The organism is Achromobacter sp. ISS7 (assembly GCF_056523125.1).
Genome location: NZ_JAWRZD010000001.1, coordinates 70,611 through 86,509, shown reverse-complemented (window position 1 = coordinate 86,509; position 15,899 = coordinate 70,611). Strand labels below are relative to the sequence as shown.

Below are 15,899 nucleotides of genomic sequence, written 5' to 3'. Positions count from 1 at the left end.
ACCACAATTCAGCAAACGCATTCGTTAATGGCGAACTTGTACTTGAAAGGCTCGCGGGCGTCAGTTGGGGGATTCCCTTGGACCACGGCCGCCCGCGCGGCGTTCACCGCCCGCGCATCGGCCAGACCCGCTCGACCCGCGTCGCCACCCATGCCGCCAGCGCGGCCTTGATCAGGTCGCCCGGCACGAACACCGCCACCGCCATGGTGGCCTTGGCCAACCCCATCTTGGTGACCGTCGCCAGCCACGGCACGCCGAACGCATAGACCACCACGATGCCGCCCACGACGCAGGCGATGGCGCAGCCAGCCAGTTGGCCGCCGAATCCCGCCGCCCTGCCCGCCAGGCGCCGCGCCAGCCAGCCGGTCACGAATGCGCCCGCCACCAGTCCGACCAGGAAACCGCCGGTCGGCCCGAAGAACGCCCCGAGACCACCGCGTCCGCCAGGCAGCACCGGCAGGCCGATGGCCGCCAGCGCCAGGTACAGCAGGCAGGCCAGCGCGCCGCGGCCCGGCCCGAGCATGGCGCCGGCCAGCATGGCGCCCAGCGTCTGCAGCGTGATCGGCACCGGAATGCCCGGCAGCGGAATCGGCGGAATCAGGCTCAGCACCACGATCAGCGCGGCGAACAGCGCCACCAGCACAGTGTTATTGGATTTCATTGCAATGCCCTTTCTATCTAGTGGGACGGAAGAATCTGGGATGGGGTCGACATGTCACAGGCTGCGGGCGTCGATGGCCTCGGCCACTTCCTGCGCCCGCTTCAGCGTCAGCACCACCAGCGGCACGATCAGCGCCACCGGATTGGCGCCCAGCCCTCGGGCCGCCTGGGCCTCGCGGATCTCGTGGAAATTGCGCCAGATCTCGGGCACGAAGCGCAGCGCCAGCGCCAATGCCAGCGAGACCTTGCCGGCGTCCAGCAGGCCGATGCGCTGCAACGGCATCAGCACCCGTTCGCACACGGCGATCAGGTCGGAACTGCGGGTCGACAGCGTCACCGCCAGCGCCAGCCCGACCATCGCGGCGATGCGCAAGAGTACCGCCAGCGCCTCGCGCCAGCCCTGGAACCAGGCCGTGAACGCGCCAACCGCCAGCAGCACCCAGACCAGGCCGCGCACCTGGCGCCAGACGCCGCCGGGCGTGGCGCCGGCGCACCACAGCAGCAGGCCGGCCACCGCGCAGGCGCCCGCCAGGATGGCGGGATCGCGCACCAGGAACAGCCCGGCGCCGGCCGCGGCCAGCGCCAGCAGCTTCAGGCCGGCGGGCAGCCGGTGCAGCGGCGAGTCGCCGGGAATATATAGGGGCTCGATCACGCGCAGTGATTCCGGTACCAGCGCAGCGCGGCGGCCGGCTGGTCGTCGGCGGCGATGGCGCCATCCTGGATCACCAGCACCCGCTCGAAGTCTTCCAGCAGCGCCAGGTCGTGGCTGACCACGATGGCGTCCTGCGGCATGGCGGCGATGGCGTCGCGCACCCGGTTGCGGTTGCGCAGGTCCAGCTGGGTGGTAGGCTCGTCGAACACCACCAGCCCCGGCCGCATCACCAGCACCGCCGCCAGCGCCACCAGTTGGCGCTCGCCGCCGGACAGGGTGTGGCTGGTGCGGTCCGCCAGGTGCGCCACGCCCAGGGCGGCCAGTTCGGCCTCGATGCGGGCCTCGCGCTGCGCGCGGTCGGGCTCCAGGTGCTTCAGGCCGAACGCCAGGTCCTCGCGCACGATCGGAAAGACGATCTGGTTCTCGGGGTTCTGGAACACGAAGCCGACCTGGCGGCGCACCGCCTTCAGTTCATGCCGGGTGTCCAGGCCGCCGACGCGCACGCTGCCGGAAGTCGGCAGCACCAGGCCGTTGACCAGCCGCGCCAGCGTGCTCTTGCCGGCGCCGTTGGGGCCGACGATGCCGACCCGGCGCCCGGCCAGCGCCACGCTCACCCCGCGCAACACTGTGGTCTGGGGCGTCGCTACAATCGCCTGGTCAAACTCGATTAACATGGGGCGGGATTATGCCCGAACCATTTCGGGCATCGGGACTCCACGAGCTGATATGGACAAAGTACGCAAAACCGACGCCGAATGGCGGGCCCAGCTGTCCCCGGAAGAATACGTCGTCACCCGCCAAAAGGGTACCGAACGCGCGTTCACCGGGCGCTACTGGAATACCTTCACCCCGGGCATTTACCGCTGCGTGGGCTGTGGCACGGCGCTGTTCGCGTCGGACACCAAGTTCGACGCCGGCTGTGGCTGGCCCAGCTATTTCCAGGCGCTCGACCCGGAACTGGTGCGCGAGGAACGCGACACCACCCACGGCATGGTGCGCACCGAAGTACTGTGCAATGTCTGTGACGCGCACCTGGGGCACGTCTTCCCCGACGGCCCCGAGCCCACCGGCCTGCGCTATTGCATCAATTCCCTGTCGATGACGTTCGAACCCATAGAAGAATGAAGAAGTTCCTGTTCGACCTCTTTCCGCTGTTCCTTTTCTTCCTGGCCTACCGGTTCACGGACATCTTCGTGGCCACCGGCGTGGCCATGGCGGCGGCCGTGCTGCAGATCGTCTGGCTCAAGGCCACCGGCCGCCCGACCGAGGCCATGCACTGGATCAACCTGACCGTGATCCTGGTGTTCGGCGGCGCCACCATCTGGCTGCACAGCGACGTCTTCATCAAATGGAAGCCGACGGTGCTGTACTGGCTGTTCGGCGGCGCCCTGGTGTTCGCCCGCCTGCTGTTCGGCCGCAACCTGATCCGCCGCCTGATGGAAAAGCAGATCCAGCTGCCGGACGCGGCCTGGGACAAGCTCAACCTGATCTGGGCCGGCTTCTTCCTGTTCGCCGGCGCCATCAATCTCTACGTGGCGTTTTCGGGGCATTTCACCGAATCCCAGTGGGTCAGCTTCAAGGCCTTCGGCCTGATGGGCCTGATGATCGTCTTCGTCATCGGCCAGTCCCTCTGGCTGGGCAAGCATATCCAGGCCGACGACAACACCCCGCCCAAGGCCTGAGGCCGCGGCGCCGGGGCCCCTCTCCCCCACGGCGCGCCTGCCGGCGCGCCGGAACTTTACGATCGACCTCATGTCAGAGACCACCGACCGCATCACCCTGATCCGGGAGCGCCTGGCCGTCCTGGAACCGGTTTCCCTGGACATCCAGGACGACTCGCATTTGCATGCCGGTCATGAAGGCAGTAAAAACGGCGCCGGCCATTATCGCGTCCATATCGTGGCGTCCTGTTTCGCAGGGCTGTCCGCCGTGGCGCGCCATAGGCTGGTGTATCATCATCTGCAAGATTTGATCCCCTATCCGATTCATGCGCTTGCGCTAGACGCCCAGGCTCCCAAATAGAAAGTAAAAGGATATTCATGAAACGCATCGTCATGCTGGCCGCCGCCTGCGTCATCGCCGTGCCCGCTTTCGCCCAGAACGTTGCCACCGTCAACGGCAAAGCCATTCCGCAGAAGAGCCTGGATCAATTCGTCAAGCTGCTGGTCAGCCAGGGCGCCACCGATTCGCCCCAGCTGCGCGAACAGGTCAAGCAGGAAATGATCAACCGCCAGGTCTTCGTGCAAGCCGCCGAATCCGGCGGCATCGCCAAGCAGGCCGACGTCCAGACCGAAATCGAACTGGCCCGCCAAGGCATCCTGGTCCGCGCCCTGATGGCCGACTACCTGGCCAAGCACCCGGTGTCGGACGCCAAGGTCACCGCCGAGTACGACAAGATCAAGAAAGAACAGGCCGGCAAGATGGAATACAAGGTCCGTCACATCCTGGTCGAAGACGAAAAGACCGCCAACGACCTGCTGGCCCAGCTCAAGAGCAACAAGGGCAAGTTCGACGACCTGGCCAAGAAGAACTCGAAGGACCCCGGCAGCGCCGAAAAGGGTGGCGACCTGGGTTGGGCGCCTCCCACCAACTACGTCCAGCCGTTCGCCCAGGCCGTGACCCAGCTCAAGAAGGGCCAACTGGTCGACAAGCCGGTGCAGACCCAGTTCGGCTGGCACATCATCATGGTCGACGACACCCGCCCGGTGGAATTCCCGCCGCTGGACCAGGTCCGTCCGCAACTGGAAGAAATGCTGCGCCAGCAAACCCTGGCCGACTACCAGAAGGAACTGCGCGAAAAGGCCAAGATCCAGTAAATCTGGCGTCTTCCCGCGAAAAACTGCCCGCCCTGCGCGGGCAGTTTTTTTTCGCCCGCGCAGGACGCCATGGCAGGACGACGGGCACACCCGCAACGAAGGCAGCCATGCCGGAAATGAAAACAGGCCGCGCGCCTGGAGGCGGGCGGCCTGTTCGACGGGCCTGGGAGCGACGGACCGGCTGACGCGGCCCCGGCGCGATCAGGACGCGCCCAGCAACGCCTTCAGCGCATCCTCGTCCAGCACCGTCACGCCCAGTTCCTGCGCCTTGGTGAGCTTGCTGCCGGCGTCTTCGCCCGCCACCAGATAGGCGGTCTTCTTGGACACCGAGCCGCTGACCTTGCCGCCCGCGGCTTGGATGCGCATGGAGGCTTCCTCGCGCGTCCAGTTGGGCAGCGTGCCCGTCAGCACGAACGTCTTGCCGGCCAGCGTGGTGTCCTGCGGCACGGCTTCGGCCACCGGATGCACGCCCTGCGCCTTGAGCTGGTCGATCACGTCGCGGTTGTGCTGCTCGGCGAAGAAGCGGCGGATCGAGCCCGCCACCACCGGCCCCACGTCGGGCACCGAGGACAGCGCGTCCTCGTCGGCGTCCATGATGGCCTCGATGCTGCCGAAATGCCGCGCGACGTCGCGCGCAGTGGTCTCGCCCACGTGGCGGATGCCCAGCGCGAACAGCAGGCGCCCCAGCGCCGGCACCCGCGCCTTGTCGATGGCCTCGACCAGGTTGTCGGCCGACTTCTGGCCCATGCGGTCCAGCCCCACCAGCTCGAGCGGACGCAGGCTGAACAGGTCGGCCAGCGACTTGACGCGGCCGCTGTCGACCAGTTGCTCCACCAGCTTCTCGCCCAGGCCCTCGATGTCGAGCGCCTTGCGGCTGGCGGCATGCCACAGCGTCTGCTTGCGCTGCGCGGCGCAGAACAGGCCGCCGGTGCAGCGGGCGATGGTTTCGTCTTCCAGGCGCTCGATCGCCGAGCCGCAGACCGGACAGGCCTTGGGCATGACGAACTCGCGCGCGTCGGCGGGGCGCTGATCCAGCACCGCGCCCACCACCTCCGGGATCACGTCGCCGGCGCGGCGCACGATGACCGTATCGCCGATGCGCACGTCCTTGCGGCGGATCTCGTCCTCGTTGTGCAGGGTGGCGTTGGTGACCGTCACGCCGCCCACGAACACCGGCTTGAGCCGGGCCACCGGGGTGATCGCGCCGGTGCGGCCGACCTGCACCTCGATGTCCAGCAGCGTGGTGGTGGCCTCTTCGGCCGGGAATTTGTGCGCCAGGGCGAAGCGCGGCGCGCGCGCCACGAAGCCCAGCAGCTTCTGCGCCGGCAGCGAATCCACCTTGTAGACCACGCCGTCGATGTCGTAGGGCAGGTCGGGGCGCAAGGCGCCGACCTTGGCGTAGAAGGCCATCAGGCCCTCGGCGCCGGTGGCCCGGTGGTTGTGCTTGACGTTGACTGGCAGGCCCAGCGCGGCCAGCCAGTCGAGCATGGCGCCATGCGATTTCTCGGGCAGGGTCGCGGCGGCGGCATCGGTCGCGCCGGCCGGGGCCTCATCGAACAGCCCGCTCTGGGCGCCCGGCAGGCCCTGCACCTCGCCCCAGCCATAGGCGAAAAAGCGCAGCGGCCGCTTGGCGGTGATGCGCGGGTCGAGCTGGCGCAGGCTGCCGGCGGCGGCGTTGCGCGGATTGACGAAGACCTTCTCGTCGCGCTTGGCCTGGGCGGCGTTGAGCTTCTCGAAATCGGCGCGGTTCATCAGCACCTCGCCGCGCACCTCCAGCACTTTGGGCGCCGGGCCGGTCAGCTGCAGCGGGATCGCCTTGATCGTGCGGATGTTGGAGGTGACGTCCTCGCCCGTCTGGCCGTCGCCGCGGGTGGCGGCCTGGACCAGCCGGCCGTCCTCGTAGCGCAGGCTGATCGCCAGGCCGTCGAGCTTGAGTTCACAGAAATATTCGGCTTGCTGCGCCGGACCCAGCAGGCCTGCGCCGCGCAGCGTGTCGGTGACGCGGCGGTCGAACGCCACCACGTCTTCTTCGTCGAAGGCGTTGCCCAGCGACAGCATCGGCACCGCATGGCGCACGCTGCCGAAGGCCGACACCGGCGCCGCCCCCACCCGCTGGGTCGGGGACTCGGGCGTGACCAGTTCTGGATGGGCGGCTTCCAGGTCCTGCAGCTCGCGCATCATGCGGTCGTACTCGGCATCCGAGATCGACGGGTCGTCGTAGACGTAATAGCGGACGTTGTGCTGCTCGATTTCCGCGCGCAGGCGCGCCGCGGTTTCCGCCGCGGGGATCCTTCCGGCCTTGCTCATTATGCAAACACCCGCTGGGCGCGCTCGCTGCCGGCCGGCAGGCCGGCCTGCTCCAGCTGGCCGAACAGCACCTGCAGGCGTTCGTCGATGACGCTTTCCGAGCCGTCGGCCAGGGGCTTGCCCTGGTCGTCGACCAGATCGGCGCGCAGGCGGGCGGCGAGCTCGCGGCCCACGTCGACCATGCGGCCGAAGGCGCGGCTGTCGGCCGGGCTGCAGGGCACGTCGAGCAACAGGTACAGGCGCTCGATGCCGCCCATGCCGGCGTCGAAGGCGGCGCCGTCGGCGCGCGCCAGGGTGAAGCGGGCCACGCCGTTCTCGGCCGGCCACGCCAGGCGGTTGCCATCGGCGACGAAGCCGGCGTCGCGGGCGACGCTCAGGACCTCGGCGGCCGGCTGGGCGGCGCCCAGCAGCAGCGTCAGGCCGACCTGGGTATCCAGCGCGGCGCAGGTATCGTCCAGGCGCGCGGCCTGTTCCAGCACGGCCTGCTGGTCGGGGCCTTCGATGGTGGCGTCGAAGCGCTCGGCCATGTCCTGGGCGCGGGCCCAGGCCTGCGACCATTCGATGGCGGTCAGCGGGCCGCTGCGGTTGGCCAGCAGCACGGCCAGCTGCATCGAGGCATACGACTCGCCGGTGTGCACGCGCGCGCGGTGGCGGCGCTGGTCGGTCTCGGCGAACACGCGCATGGGCTTGCGGCCCACCTGGCGCAGGCTCTGCATGTAGGGCAGCAGGTCGGCGCCGCGCACCGGCTCGGCGAAGTTGATCTCGATGACCACCTCGCAGGCGGGATCGGGTTCCTCGGCGTCATCGGCATCGCTGCCCGGATCGACCGGCTTGGGCTGCTCGGGGTGCGCCTTGGGCGCGTCGCCCATGCCCGGCTCACGGCGCACGGACGCACCGCCCGCGGCGGCTGTCGCGCCCGTCGCGGCTCCCGCGCCCAGCAGCGGATCCTGCTCGGAGGTGGGGAAATGGCTTTGCATCTTGCGGCGGACGCGGCGGTCCTGCCACCAGTTGAAGCCCAGCACCAGCAGTATCAGCAAGACGCCCAGGGCAATCAGCCCGATCTGCAAATCACTCATGTGTAAATCCCGCGCCATGAAGCCGGCGCCATTCTGAATATTGGTTTATGCCGCTTCGGAGGCCATCATCTGGACGGCCGAATCTATGTCTACCGCAACGATACGCGAAACCCCCTGCTCTTGCATGGTGACGCCGATCAGCTGCTTGGCCATCTGCATCGCGATCTTGTTGTGCGAGATGAACAGGAACTGGGTCTGCTCGCTCATGTTGGCGACCAGGTTGGCGTAGCGTTCGGTATTGGCGTCGTCCAGCGGCGCGTCCACCTCGTCCAGCAGGCAGAACGGCGCGGGGTTCAGCTTGAACAGCGCGAACACCAGCGCGGTGGCGGTCAGCGCCTTTTCACCGCCCGACAGCAGGTGGATGGTGCTGTTGCGCTTGCCCGGCGGCTGCGCCATGACCTGCACGCCGGCGTCGAGGATTTCCTCGCCGGTCATGGTCAGCTTGGCCTCGCCGCCGCCGAACAGCTTCGGGAACAGCTCGCCGAAGTGGCCGTTGACGACGTTGAAGGTCTCTTGCAGCAGGTCGCGGGTTTCGCGGTCGATCTTGCGGATCGCGTCTTCCAGGGTCTCGATGGCGGTCATCAGGTCCTGGTGCTGGTCGTCCAGGAACCCCTTGCGCTCGCGCGAGGTGTTCAGTTCGTCCAGCGCGGCCAGGTTGACCGAGCCGAGCGACTCGATCTGGCGCGAGATGCGCGTGACTTCCGATTGCAGCCAGCTGGCGCGGCGCCATTCGTCGGGCTGGTTGGCCAGGTCCTGGGCCAGGGCCTCGCGGTCGACCTCGCGGGCGTTGAGCTGCTCGGTGAATTGTTCTTCGGCCAGGCGCGCGGCCTGTTCCTGCAACTGCAATTCGGTGATGCGGGCGCGGCGCGGCTCGAGCGTGCGCTCCTGTTGCATGCGGTCTTCGTCGGCGCCGCGCAGCAGGGCCGCCAGGTTTTCCATCTCCTGGCGGGCGCGCGACAGCGCTTCCTCGCGCTCGGCGCGCAATTCCAGGGCGTCCTGCAGGCCGGCCTGGGAGGCCGAGGCGTCCAGGTCGACCAGGTCGGCCAGCAATTGCTCGAGCTCGACCTCGCCGCGCTGGCTCTGGTCGGCCGCCAGTTGCCGGTTGCGCTGCAGGTCGGTGATGCGGACCTGGATGCCGCGCTCGGCGAACTCGGCTTCCTGGGCGGCGCGTTCGAGCTCGCGCAGGCGGGCGCGGGCGGCCTCGGCCTGGGCGGCCAGGGTCTCGCCGTCCATTTCGGCGTCGGCGAAGCGCGACTGGTGTTCGGCCAGTTCCTCGTCGAGCGCCTCGAAGCGGGCTTCGGCCTCTTCGCGGGTGGCGCGCAGGTCTTCCTCGTGCGCCGAGATCTCTTCGAGGTCCTGGCGCAGGCGCGAGGCGTGCTGGCCGGACTGCTCGGCCTGCTGCTGCAGGCGCGAGTGTTCCAGCTGGATGTCGTGCACCCGGCGGGTGACTTCGGCGACCCGCTGGCGGGCCGGCGCGATGGCCTGGCTGACCTGCTGCCAGGCGACCTCGGCGCGGGCGACGGCGGCGCGGGCCTGGTCGGTGATGAGCTGCTGGGCCTTGATCTCGCGCTGCAGGTTCTCGATTTCCTGCTGGCGCGCCAGCAGGCCGGCCTGCTCGGAATCCGGGGCGTAGAAGCGCACGCTGTGCGCATCCACCAGGTGGCCCGCCTTGACCACGCAGGCGGCGCCGGCCGGCAGCGTGGCGCGGGTGGCCAGGGCCTGGGCCAGGTCGGTGGCGGTGTAGATGCCGCCCAGCCAGTCGTTGAGCAGCGTGCGCAGGTCCGGATCGGTGATGCGCAGCAGGCTGGCCAGCGGCGTCAGCCCGGCCGGGGCCGCCGGCGCGGGGGCCGCGGCCGGCAATTGGTAGAAGGCCAGACGCGCGGGCGGCGCGTCCTCGGAGAAGGCGCGGGCCCAATCCAGGCTGCGCACCTCGAGGGACGCCATGCGCTCGCGCAGGGCGGCCTCCAGGGCGGTTTCCCAGCCCGGTTCGATATGCAGTTTCTGCCACAGGCGCGACAGCCCGGCCAGCTCGTGCTTTGCCAGCCACGGTTCCAGCGCGCCCTGCTTCTGCACGTCTTCCTGCAGCTTCACCAGCGCCGACAGGCGGGCCTCCAGGCGCGCCAGGTTCTGCGCGTCGGTCTGGGCGGCGGCCTGGGCGCGGCTGCGCTCGGCGTCGGCATCCGGGACCTGGCCTTCGAGGGTGGCCAGCGCTTCCTGGGCCTCCTCGAGCTGGTCTTCGCCGGCGACGCGGTCGCCGGCCAGTTGCTCCAGGCGCACCGGATCGGGGCTGTGCAATTCGCGCAGTTCCTGCTGCAGGCGCTCGCGGCGCTGCTCCAGGGTCTGCATCTGGCGGTCGGCGTCGCGCTGGGTCTGCGCCACCAGGGCCAGGTTCTGCTCGACCCGCGCCAGGGACGCGCGCATCTCGTCGCGGCCGGACGCGGCCTCGCGCACGCGCTGCTCGACCGCCGGCAACGCCGCCTGGGCGTCCTCGGCGGCGGCGCGCGCCTCTTCGGTGCGGGCGGCGCCGGCGGCCAGGTCTTCCTCGGCCTGCGCGATCTGCTCGGTGCAGTGCTCGCGCTGGCTGGTCCATTCGGCGATCTGCTGCTGCAGCTGGTCGCGGCGGGCCTGCAGGCGGTTGCGGGAATCCACCACGTGGCGGATTTCGGCCTCCAGGCGGCTGACCTGGGCGTTGGCCTCGTACAGGGCGCCCTGGGAGGTGTGGACCGCGTCGCTGGCGGCGTAATGGGCCTGGCGGCGGGATTCGAGCGCGGCCTCGCCGGCGCGCAGGCCGGCGATGGCGGCTTCCAGCTCGTTCTGGGCCTGCGCCATCTCCTGGGTTTTCCTGGCGCGCTCTTCGCGCGCGCCGGTTTCCTTCAGGAACCACAGGGCGTGCTGCTTCTTTTCGCCGTCGGCCTGCAGCTCGCGGTAGCGGGTGGCGACCTCGGCCTGGGCCTCCAGCTTTTCCAGCTGGCTGTTCAGTTCGCGCAGGATGTCTTCGACGCGGGTCAGGTTCTCGCGCGTGTCGGACAGGCGGTTTTCGGTCTCGCGGCGGCGCTCTTTGTAGCGCGACACGCCGGCGGCCTCTTCCAGGAACACCCGCAGTTCCTCGGGGCGCGCCTCGATCAGGCGGTTGATCATGCCCTGGCCGATGATGGCGTAGCCACGCGCGCCCAGGCCGGTGCCCAGGAAGATGTCGTGGATGTCGCGGCGGCGGACCTGCTGGTTATTGACGAAGTAGCTGCTGGTGCCGTCGCGCGTCAGCACGCGGCGCACCGCGATCTCGGCGTAGGTGCTCCACTGCCCGGCGGCGCGGCCTTCGCTGTTGTCGAACACCATTTCGACCGACGCGCGGGCGGCCGGCTTGCGGTTGCCCGAGCCGTTGAAGATGACGTCCTGCATGGACTCGCCGCGCAGCTCCGAGGCCTTGGCCTCGCCGAGCACCCAACGCACCGCGTCGATGATGTTCGATTTGCCACAGCCATTGGGGCCCACCACGCCCACCAGCTGGCTGGGCACGGGAATCACGGTGGGATCGACGAAGGACTTGAAGCCGGCGAGTTTGAGCTGAGTAAGACGCACAGTACGATGACGACGGGGTGGGTTGAACGAAAGGCGTTAACGGACCTGCCGCACAGATTGCAAACCGGCCCGTGTAGGGCCGGCTTGCGTATGGGTCGTATGATACCGCAGGCAGTCTGTCCCCAAACGTGAGCAAAGGTCAAGCCGGGGACTGCCCGCCCCCTCGGGCGCCACGCGACTGACCCACCGCAACCCGCGGGCAAACGCTGAATAGCCCTCCCCCTGGCACGGGCTATACTCGCTGACACTTTTTCGCAAGACGCATAATTTTCACGCAGACCGACCGGGCTCAGGTCAAAGTACGGGGACATTCTTGAAACGAGGTTTCTATCTGGTCATGGCCGCGCAGGCCTTCTCGTCATTGGCGGACAACGCGCTATTCATCGCCGCGATCGCCCTGATACAGGAACTGCATGGCCCCGACTGGCTGGCCCCGATCATGAAATGGTCCTTCGCGCTGGCGTACGTGGTGCTGGCGGCCTTCGTCGGCGCCATCGCCGACTCCTACCCCAAGGGCCGCGTGATGTTCTCCACCAACGCCCTGAAGGTGGCCGGCTGTCTGCTGATGTTCTCGTACGCCAGCATCGGCGTGGCGCCTGAATACCAGACCTATCTGGTCTGCGGCGCCTACGCCGTGGTCGGCATCGGCGCCGCCGCCTACTCCCCCGCCAAGTACGGCATCGTCACCGAAATGCTGCCCCCCAGCATGCTGGTCAAGGGCAACAGCTGGATCGAGGGCCTGACCGTCTTCTCCATCATCCTGGGCACGGTGCTCGGCGGCCTGCTGATCTCGACCACCGTCTCCACGGCGCTGCTGCAACATTCCTTCATCGGCAAGCTGGTGCACACCCCGGCCGAGGCGGCCATCCTGGTGATCGCCTTCGTCTACCTGCTGGCGGCGCTGTGCAACCTGCTGATCCCGCACACCCACGTGCGCTATCCGCCGCAGCAGAAGAACCCGATCAAGCTGATGGGCACCTTCCGGGGCTACGTCCGCGTCCTCTGGAAGGACAAGCTGGGCCAGATCTCGCTGGCCGTCACCACCCTGTTCTGGGGCGCCGGCGCCACGCTGCAGCTGATCGTCATCGAATGGGGCCGCAGCCACCTGGGCTACCAGCTCGACAAGGCCTCCATGCTGATGGGCGTGGCCGCCCTGGGCACGGTGGTGGGCTCGATCCTGGCCGGCCGCATTCCGCTGCGCCGCGCGCTGTCGGTGCTGCCGGTGGGCGCGGCAATGGGCCTGGTAGTGCTGCTGATGCCGCTGGTCTATTCGCCCTGGAGCGTCTACCTGCTGCTGTTGCTGACCGGCGGGCTGGCGGGCTTTTTCGTGGTGCCGATGAACGCCCTGCTGCAGCATCGCGGCCACGTGCTGCTGTCGGCGGGCCACTCGATCGCGGTGCAGAACTTCAACGAGCAGCTCAACATCCTGCTGATGGTGGCCGTGTACACGCTGCTGCTGTGGCTGCAGCTGCCCATCAACATCATCATCGTGATCTTCGGCACCGTGGTCGCCGTGCTGATGGTGGTGTTCATGCGCTGGAGCAAGCGCAACCTGGCGGACAATCCCGAACTGCACGACCAGATCGGCCAGGAAGGCCACGGTCACGCGCTGGACTCGCACACCCCTCGCTGAGTCCGGCGGCCGGGCCGCCCGCGCGGCGGCCCCCGCCCTATCCCCCGCCCTGGGGGAGCAACGCCCGGCCTATGACTGCCGGGCCGCCAATTGCAGATCCTGCCAGGCCCGCGCCTTCTCTGCCGGGCTGCGCAGCAGGTAGGCCGGGTGGTAGCTCACCACCACCGGAATCTCGCGCCCCTCGTCCGTTTTCATCTGGTGCACGCGGCCGCGCAGGCTGCCGATGGTGGCATCCGTGCCCAGCAGCGTCTGGGCGGCGAAGCGGCCCAGCACCAGGATGCGCTCGGGCTTGAGCAGCGCGATCTGGCGCATCAGGTAGGGACTGCAGGCGGCGATTTCCTCGGGCTTGGGATTGCGGTTGCCCGGCGGACGGCACTTGATCACATTGGCGATGAAGACGTCGCGCTCGCGGCTCATGCCGACGGCCGACAGCATGGCGTCCAGCAATTGCCCGGAACGGCCGACGAAAGGCTGGCCCTGCCGGTCTTCCTGTTCGCCCGGCGCCTCGCCCACGACCAGCCAACGCGTGGGCTGACCGCCGTGGCCGAACACCGCGTGGCGCCGGCCGTTGCACAGGCCGCAGGCGGTGCAGGCCAGCACCTGCTCGCGCAGTTCATCCAGATTGGCGTTCCTGACTCTTTCGGCGACCGGAATGACCGCCGGGGCGGCCTGCTCGGCCTCGACCTTGGGCGCCGGCTTGGGCGGCGGACCATTGCGCAGGCCCGGCGCCGGGCTTGCCGCACGGGCGGCGGGCGCCTGTGCCGGGCTCTGCGCCGCCGCAGGCGGCGGCACCGCGATCGCATCGCGCGCCGGCGCGGGCGCCATGGCCCCGCCAGCCTGTTCAGCCGCCGGGGAATCCGTTTTGGAAACAACGACTTGCGGCGCGGGCGCGGCCACCGGCTGCGGCGCCGGCCGCAACCACAGGCGTTCCATGCCGAGCTCGCGCAGCCACAGGCGCTGCAGCGGATTGACGCGGGGCGCGGACGAGGCCGGCACGCTATTGGGCGCCGTCATGCCGACGCTCCCGCGGGGGCCGCGGCGGCAGCCGCGTCCAGGCGCTTCTGCATCACCAGCGCATCCTCGCGCCCGCCCTTCTCGGCCGGGTAATAACCGCGCCGCAAGCCGATCTGCAGGTAGCCGCGGGCCTTGTAGAACTCGACGGCCGACACATTGGACGGACGCACTTCCAGCAGCACGCCCTCGAGGCCGCGTTCGCGCGCCTGCTGCTCGCACCAGTCGAGCAGCACGCTGCCCAGCCCCTGCCGATGCAGGTCGCGGGCCACGGCGATCACCAGCAGGTGGGCCACGTCGGGCGCGAACATCAGGATGCAGAAGCCCGCCACCCGGCCCTCGCGCCGCAGCGTCCAGGCGCCATAGCCGGCCGCCAGCGCGTCGGTGAAATTGCCGCGGGTCCAGGGGAAGGCCTGCACGTTGGCCTCCAGGGCCACGACCTCGTCCAGGTCCGCGTCGGTCAGCGGTTGCGGGCAGACCGGCGCCAGCGTCGACTGCGCCTTGGGGTTGCCGCCCTCGCCGCGCAGGCGTTCGGCAGTGGTGAAGGCGACCTTGTCGCGCACATACAGCGGCGCGGCCAGCTCCGGCGGCACGGTTTCGCCGCGTTGCCAGGCCTGGCTAGCCAGGCGCGCCACGCTGGCGGCCTCGGGCCGCCGCGCCTCGGCGGCGCGGCGCCAGCCGGCGGGGATGGTCATTTCGGCGGCGTAGGCGTCCCAGGCGTCACCCGCCAGCAGCGCCTGCAGCGGCCTTCCCGCGGCGCGCGACCAGGCCGGCAGGTGATGCGCCGTCCAGGGGGCCACCTCGGCGGCCGCGATCAGCAGCGGCGCCTGCAGCGTGTCCCAGGCGGGCTCGCCCGTGGGGCCGGTGCCCTGGCGGTAGACCGCCAGATAGACTTCGTTCATGCGGGCGTCCAGCGCCACCACGATGGCATCGTCCGGCCCGCCGCCCGCCTGGGCGGCCACGGCCTGGTGCGAGACCACCGGCAATACCGGAATGCCCAGGCCCATGGCCATGCCCTGGGCCACGCCGCAGGCCACCCGCAGTCCGGTGAAGCCGCCCGGCCCCTGGCCGAACGCCACCGCCTGTAGGGCGGTGGGCGCCAGGCCGGCCTCGGCCAGCAGTTCGTTGGCCATCGGCAAGAGGCGTTCCGCGTGCTCCTGGGAGCCCTCGTGTTCGCGGACGGCGACCTCCAGCCGCCCCTCGGAGACGCGCAAAAGGGCCACGCCGCAACGCGACGAAGAGGTTTCCAGAGCCAGCAGGTTTAGTTCCATAGATGCAGATTGTACGAAATACCGGGGGATTCCCCCCGTATGTAAGGGGGATTTCAACCATGGTTCGCAATGTGTAATATCTTGTGAACGCCCACTAGCCGCTGGTTCTTGTCACTGTTACATTTCCGGCCATGAACACGCAAAACACCACCCCCACCCGAAAAATCCTCGTCGTTGACGATGATCCGCGCTTGCGCGATTTGCTGCGTCGGTATCTGTCCGAGCAGGGATTCAACGTTTTCGTTGCCGAAGACGCCAAAGAGATGGGCAAACTCTGGCAACGCGAGCACTTCGACCTGCTCGTGCTGGATCTGATGCTGCCCGGCGAAGATGGCCTGTCCATCTGCCGCCGGCTGCGCGGTGGCCACGACAATACCCCCATCATCATGCTGACGGCCAAGGCGGAAGAAATCGACCGCATCGTCGGCCTCGAGATGGGCGCGGACGACTACCTGTCCAAACCGTTCAACCCTCGTGAGCTGCTGGCCCGGATCAACGCGATCCTGCGCCGTCGCGGCACCGAGGAACATCCGGGCGCCCCCAGCCAGGAAAACGAGTCCATCGCCTTCGGCCCCTACGTGCTGAACCTGTCGACCCGCACGCTCACGCGCAACGGCGAACAGGTGCCCATCACGACCGGCGAATTCTCGGTGCTCAAGGTGTTTGCCCGCCACCCGAAGATTCCGCTGTCGCGCGACAAGCTCATGGAGCTGGCCCGCGGCCGCGAATACGAAGCCTTCGACCGCAGCCTCGACGTGCAGATCTCGCGCCTGCGCAAGCTGATCGAGCCGAATCCGTCCAAGCCCGTATTCATCCAGACCGTCTGGGGTCTCGGATACGTGTTTGTGCCGGACGGTGGTAGTTGATCGACACGCCCGCCCCGGGCAGGAGCGC

The 15,899-nt window shown here is 68.8% G+C and carries 14 protein-coding genes; 6 read left to right on the top strand and 8 right to left on the bottom strand.

Annotated features, from left to right (window positions below; all coding sequences use genetic code 11):
• Nucleotides 1-103: 103 nt before the first annotated feature.
• Genes AC1HFW_RS00335 through AC1HFW_RS00325 form a run of 3 tightly spaced genes read right to left on the bottom strand, consistent with a single transcriptional unit; the run spans nt 104 to nt 1,986 of the window.
• The gene (locus AC1HFW_RS00335; RefSeq protein ID WP_006393437.1) at nt 104-661 is read right to left on the bottom strand and encodes a biotin transporter BioY; all 558 of its coding nucleotides are present in this window, start codon (nt 659-661) and stop codon (nt 104-106) included.
• Nucleotides 662-715: 54 nt separating this feature from the next.
• The gene (locus tag AC1HFW_RS00330; RefSeq protein ID WP_006393436.1) at nt 716-1,312 is read right to left on the bottom strand and encodes an energy-coupling factor transporter transmembrane component T family protein; all 597 of its coding nucleotides are present in this window, start codon (nt 1,310-1,312) and stop codon (nt 716-718) included.
• A complete protein-coding gene (locus AC1HFW_RS00325) occupies nt 1,309-1,986 on the bottom strand; it encodes an energy-coupling factor ABC transporter ATP-binding protein (protein WP_035360069.1) in 678 nt (225 codons plus the stop codon). Before AC1HFW_RS00325 ends, AC1HFW_RS00330 begins: the two co-directional genes overlap by 4 nt.
• 52 nt (nt 1,987-2,038) lie before the next feature.
• Here AC1HFW_RS00325 and msrB point away from each other — a divergent pair, with 52 nt between their 5' ends.
• The 4 genes from msrB (at nt 2,039) to AC1HFW_RS00305 (ending at nt 4,128) form a co-directional block, all read left to right on the top strand.
• Nucleotides 2,039-2,437, top strand: a complete 399-nt coding sequence (msrB, locus tag AC1HFW_RS00320; protein WP_054429633.1) for a peptide-methionine (R)-S-oxide reductase MsrB — start codon at nt 2,039-2,041, stop codon at nt 2,435-2,437.
• On the top strand, nt 2,434-2,994 hold the full coding sequence (locus AC1HFW_RS00315; protein WP_006393433.1) for a septation protein A: 561 nt from the start codon (nt 2,434-2,436) through the stop codon (nt 2,992-2,994). The genes msrB and AC1HFW_RS00315 overlap by 4 nt, the downstream gene beginning before the upstream one ends.
• Before the next feature lie 70 nt (nt 2,995-3,064).
• Complete coding sequence (locus AC1HFW_RS00310; protein WP_006389240.1) at nt 3,065-3,334, top strand: BolA family protein; 270 nt, start codon at nt 3,065-3,067, stop codon at nt 3,332-3,334.
• Between the two features lie 17 nt (nt 3,335-3,351).
• On the top strand, nt 3,352-4,128 hold the full coding sequence (locus AC1HFW_RS00305) for a peptidylprolyl isomerase (RefSeq protein ID WP_006393432.1): 777 nt from the start codon (nt 3,352-3,354) through the stop codon (nt 4,126-4,128).
• Between the two features lie 201 nt (nt 4,129-4,329).
• Here the strand turns inward: AC1HFW_RS00305 and ligA are convergent, their stop codons facing one another.
• The 3 genes from ligA to smc are packed head-to-tail and all read right to left on the bottom strand — an operon-like array spanning nt 4,330 to nt 11,090.
• Entirely contained in the window at nt 4,330-6,435 is a 2,106-nt protein-coding gene (gene ligA / locus AC1HFW_RS00300; RefSeq protein ID WP_479281506.1) for an NAD-dependent DNA ligase LigA, read from the bottom strand.
• Nucleotides 6,435-7,511, bottom strand: coding sequence for a cell division protein ZipA C-terminal FtsZ-binding domain-containing protein (locus AC1HFW_RS00295; protein ID WP_035360067.1), 1,077 nt, complete (start codon nt 7,509-7,511; stop codon nt 6,435-6,437). The genes ligA and AC1HFW_RS00295 overlap by 1 nt, the downstream gene beginning before the upstream one ends.
• 45 nt (nt 7,512-7,556) lie before the next feature.
• Nucleotides 7,557-11,090, bottom strand: coding sequence for a chromosome segregation protein SMC (gene smc, locus AC1HFW_RS00290; RefSeq protein ID WP_479281505.1), 3,534 nt, complete (start codon nt 11,088-11,090; stop codon nt 7,557-7,559).
• A 313-nt stretch (nt 11,091-11,403) separates the two neighbouring features.
• Here smc and lplT point away from each other — a divergent pair, with 313 nt between their 5' ends.
• The gene (gene lplT / locus AC1HFW_RS00285; RefSeq protein ID WP_104021592.1) at nt 11,404-12,723 is read left to right on the top strand and encodes a lysophospholipid transporter LplT; all 1,320 of its coding nucleotides are present in this window, start codon (nt 11,404-11,406) and stop codon (nt 12,721-12,723) included.
• Nucleotides 12,724-12,792: 69 nt separating this feature from the next.
• On the opposite strand, the gene AC1HFW_RS00280 is transcribed toward lplT, so the two are convergent.
• Together AC1HFW_RS00280 and AC1HFW_RS00275 are read right to left on the bottom strand one after the other, a co-directional pair.
• Nucleotides 12,793-13,737, bottom strand: coding sequence for a uracil-DNA glycosylase (locus AC1HFW_RS00280; RefSeq protein WP_479281504.1), 945 nt, complete (start codon nt 13,735-13,737; stop codon nt 12,793-12,795).
• The gene (locus AC1HFW_RS00275; protein ID WP_035360064.1) at nt 13,734-15,005 is read right to left on the bottom strand and encodes a bifunctional tRNA (adenosine(37)-N6)-threonylcarbamoyltransferase complex dimerization subunit type 1 TsaB/ribosomal protein alanine acetyltransferase RimI; all 1,272 of its coding nucleotides are present in this window, start codon (nt 15,003-15,005) and stop codon (nt 13,734-13,736) included. Before AC1HFW_RS00275 ends, AC1HFW_RS00280 begins: the two co-directional genes overlap by 4 nt.
• 131 nt (nt 15,006-15,136) lie before the next feature.
• Between AC1HFW_RS00275 and risA the strand changes: the two genes are divergently transcribed.
• The gene (risA, locus tag AC1HFW_RS00270) at nt 15,137-15,871 is read left to right on the top strand and encodes a response regulator transcription factor RisA (protein WP_003813882.1); all 735 of its coding nucleotides are present in this window, start codon (nt 15,137-15,139) and stop codon (nt 15,869-15,871) included.
• Nucleotides 15,872-15,899 lie beyond the last annotated feature (28 nt).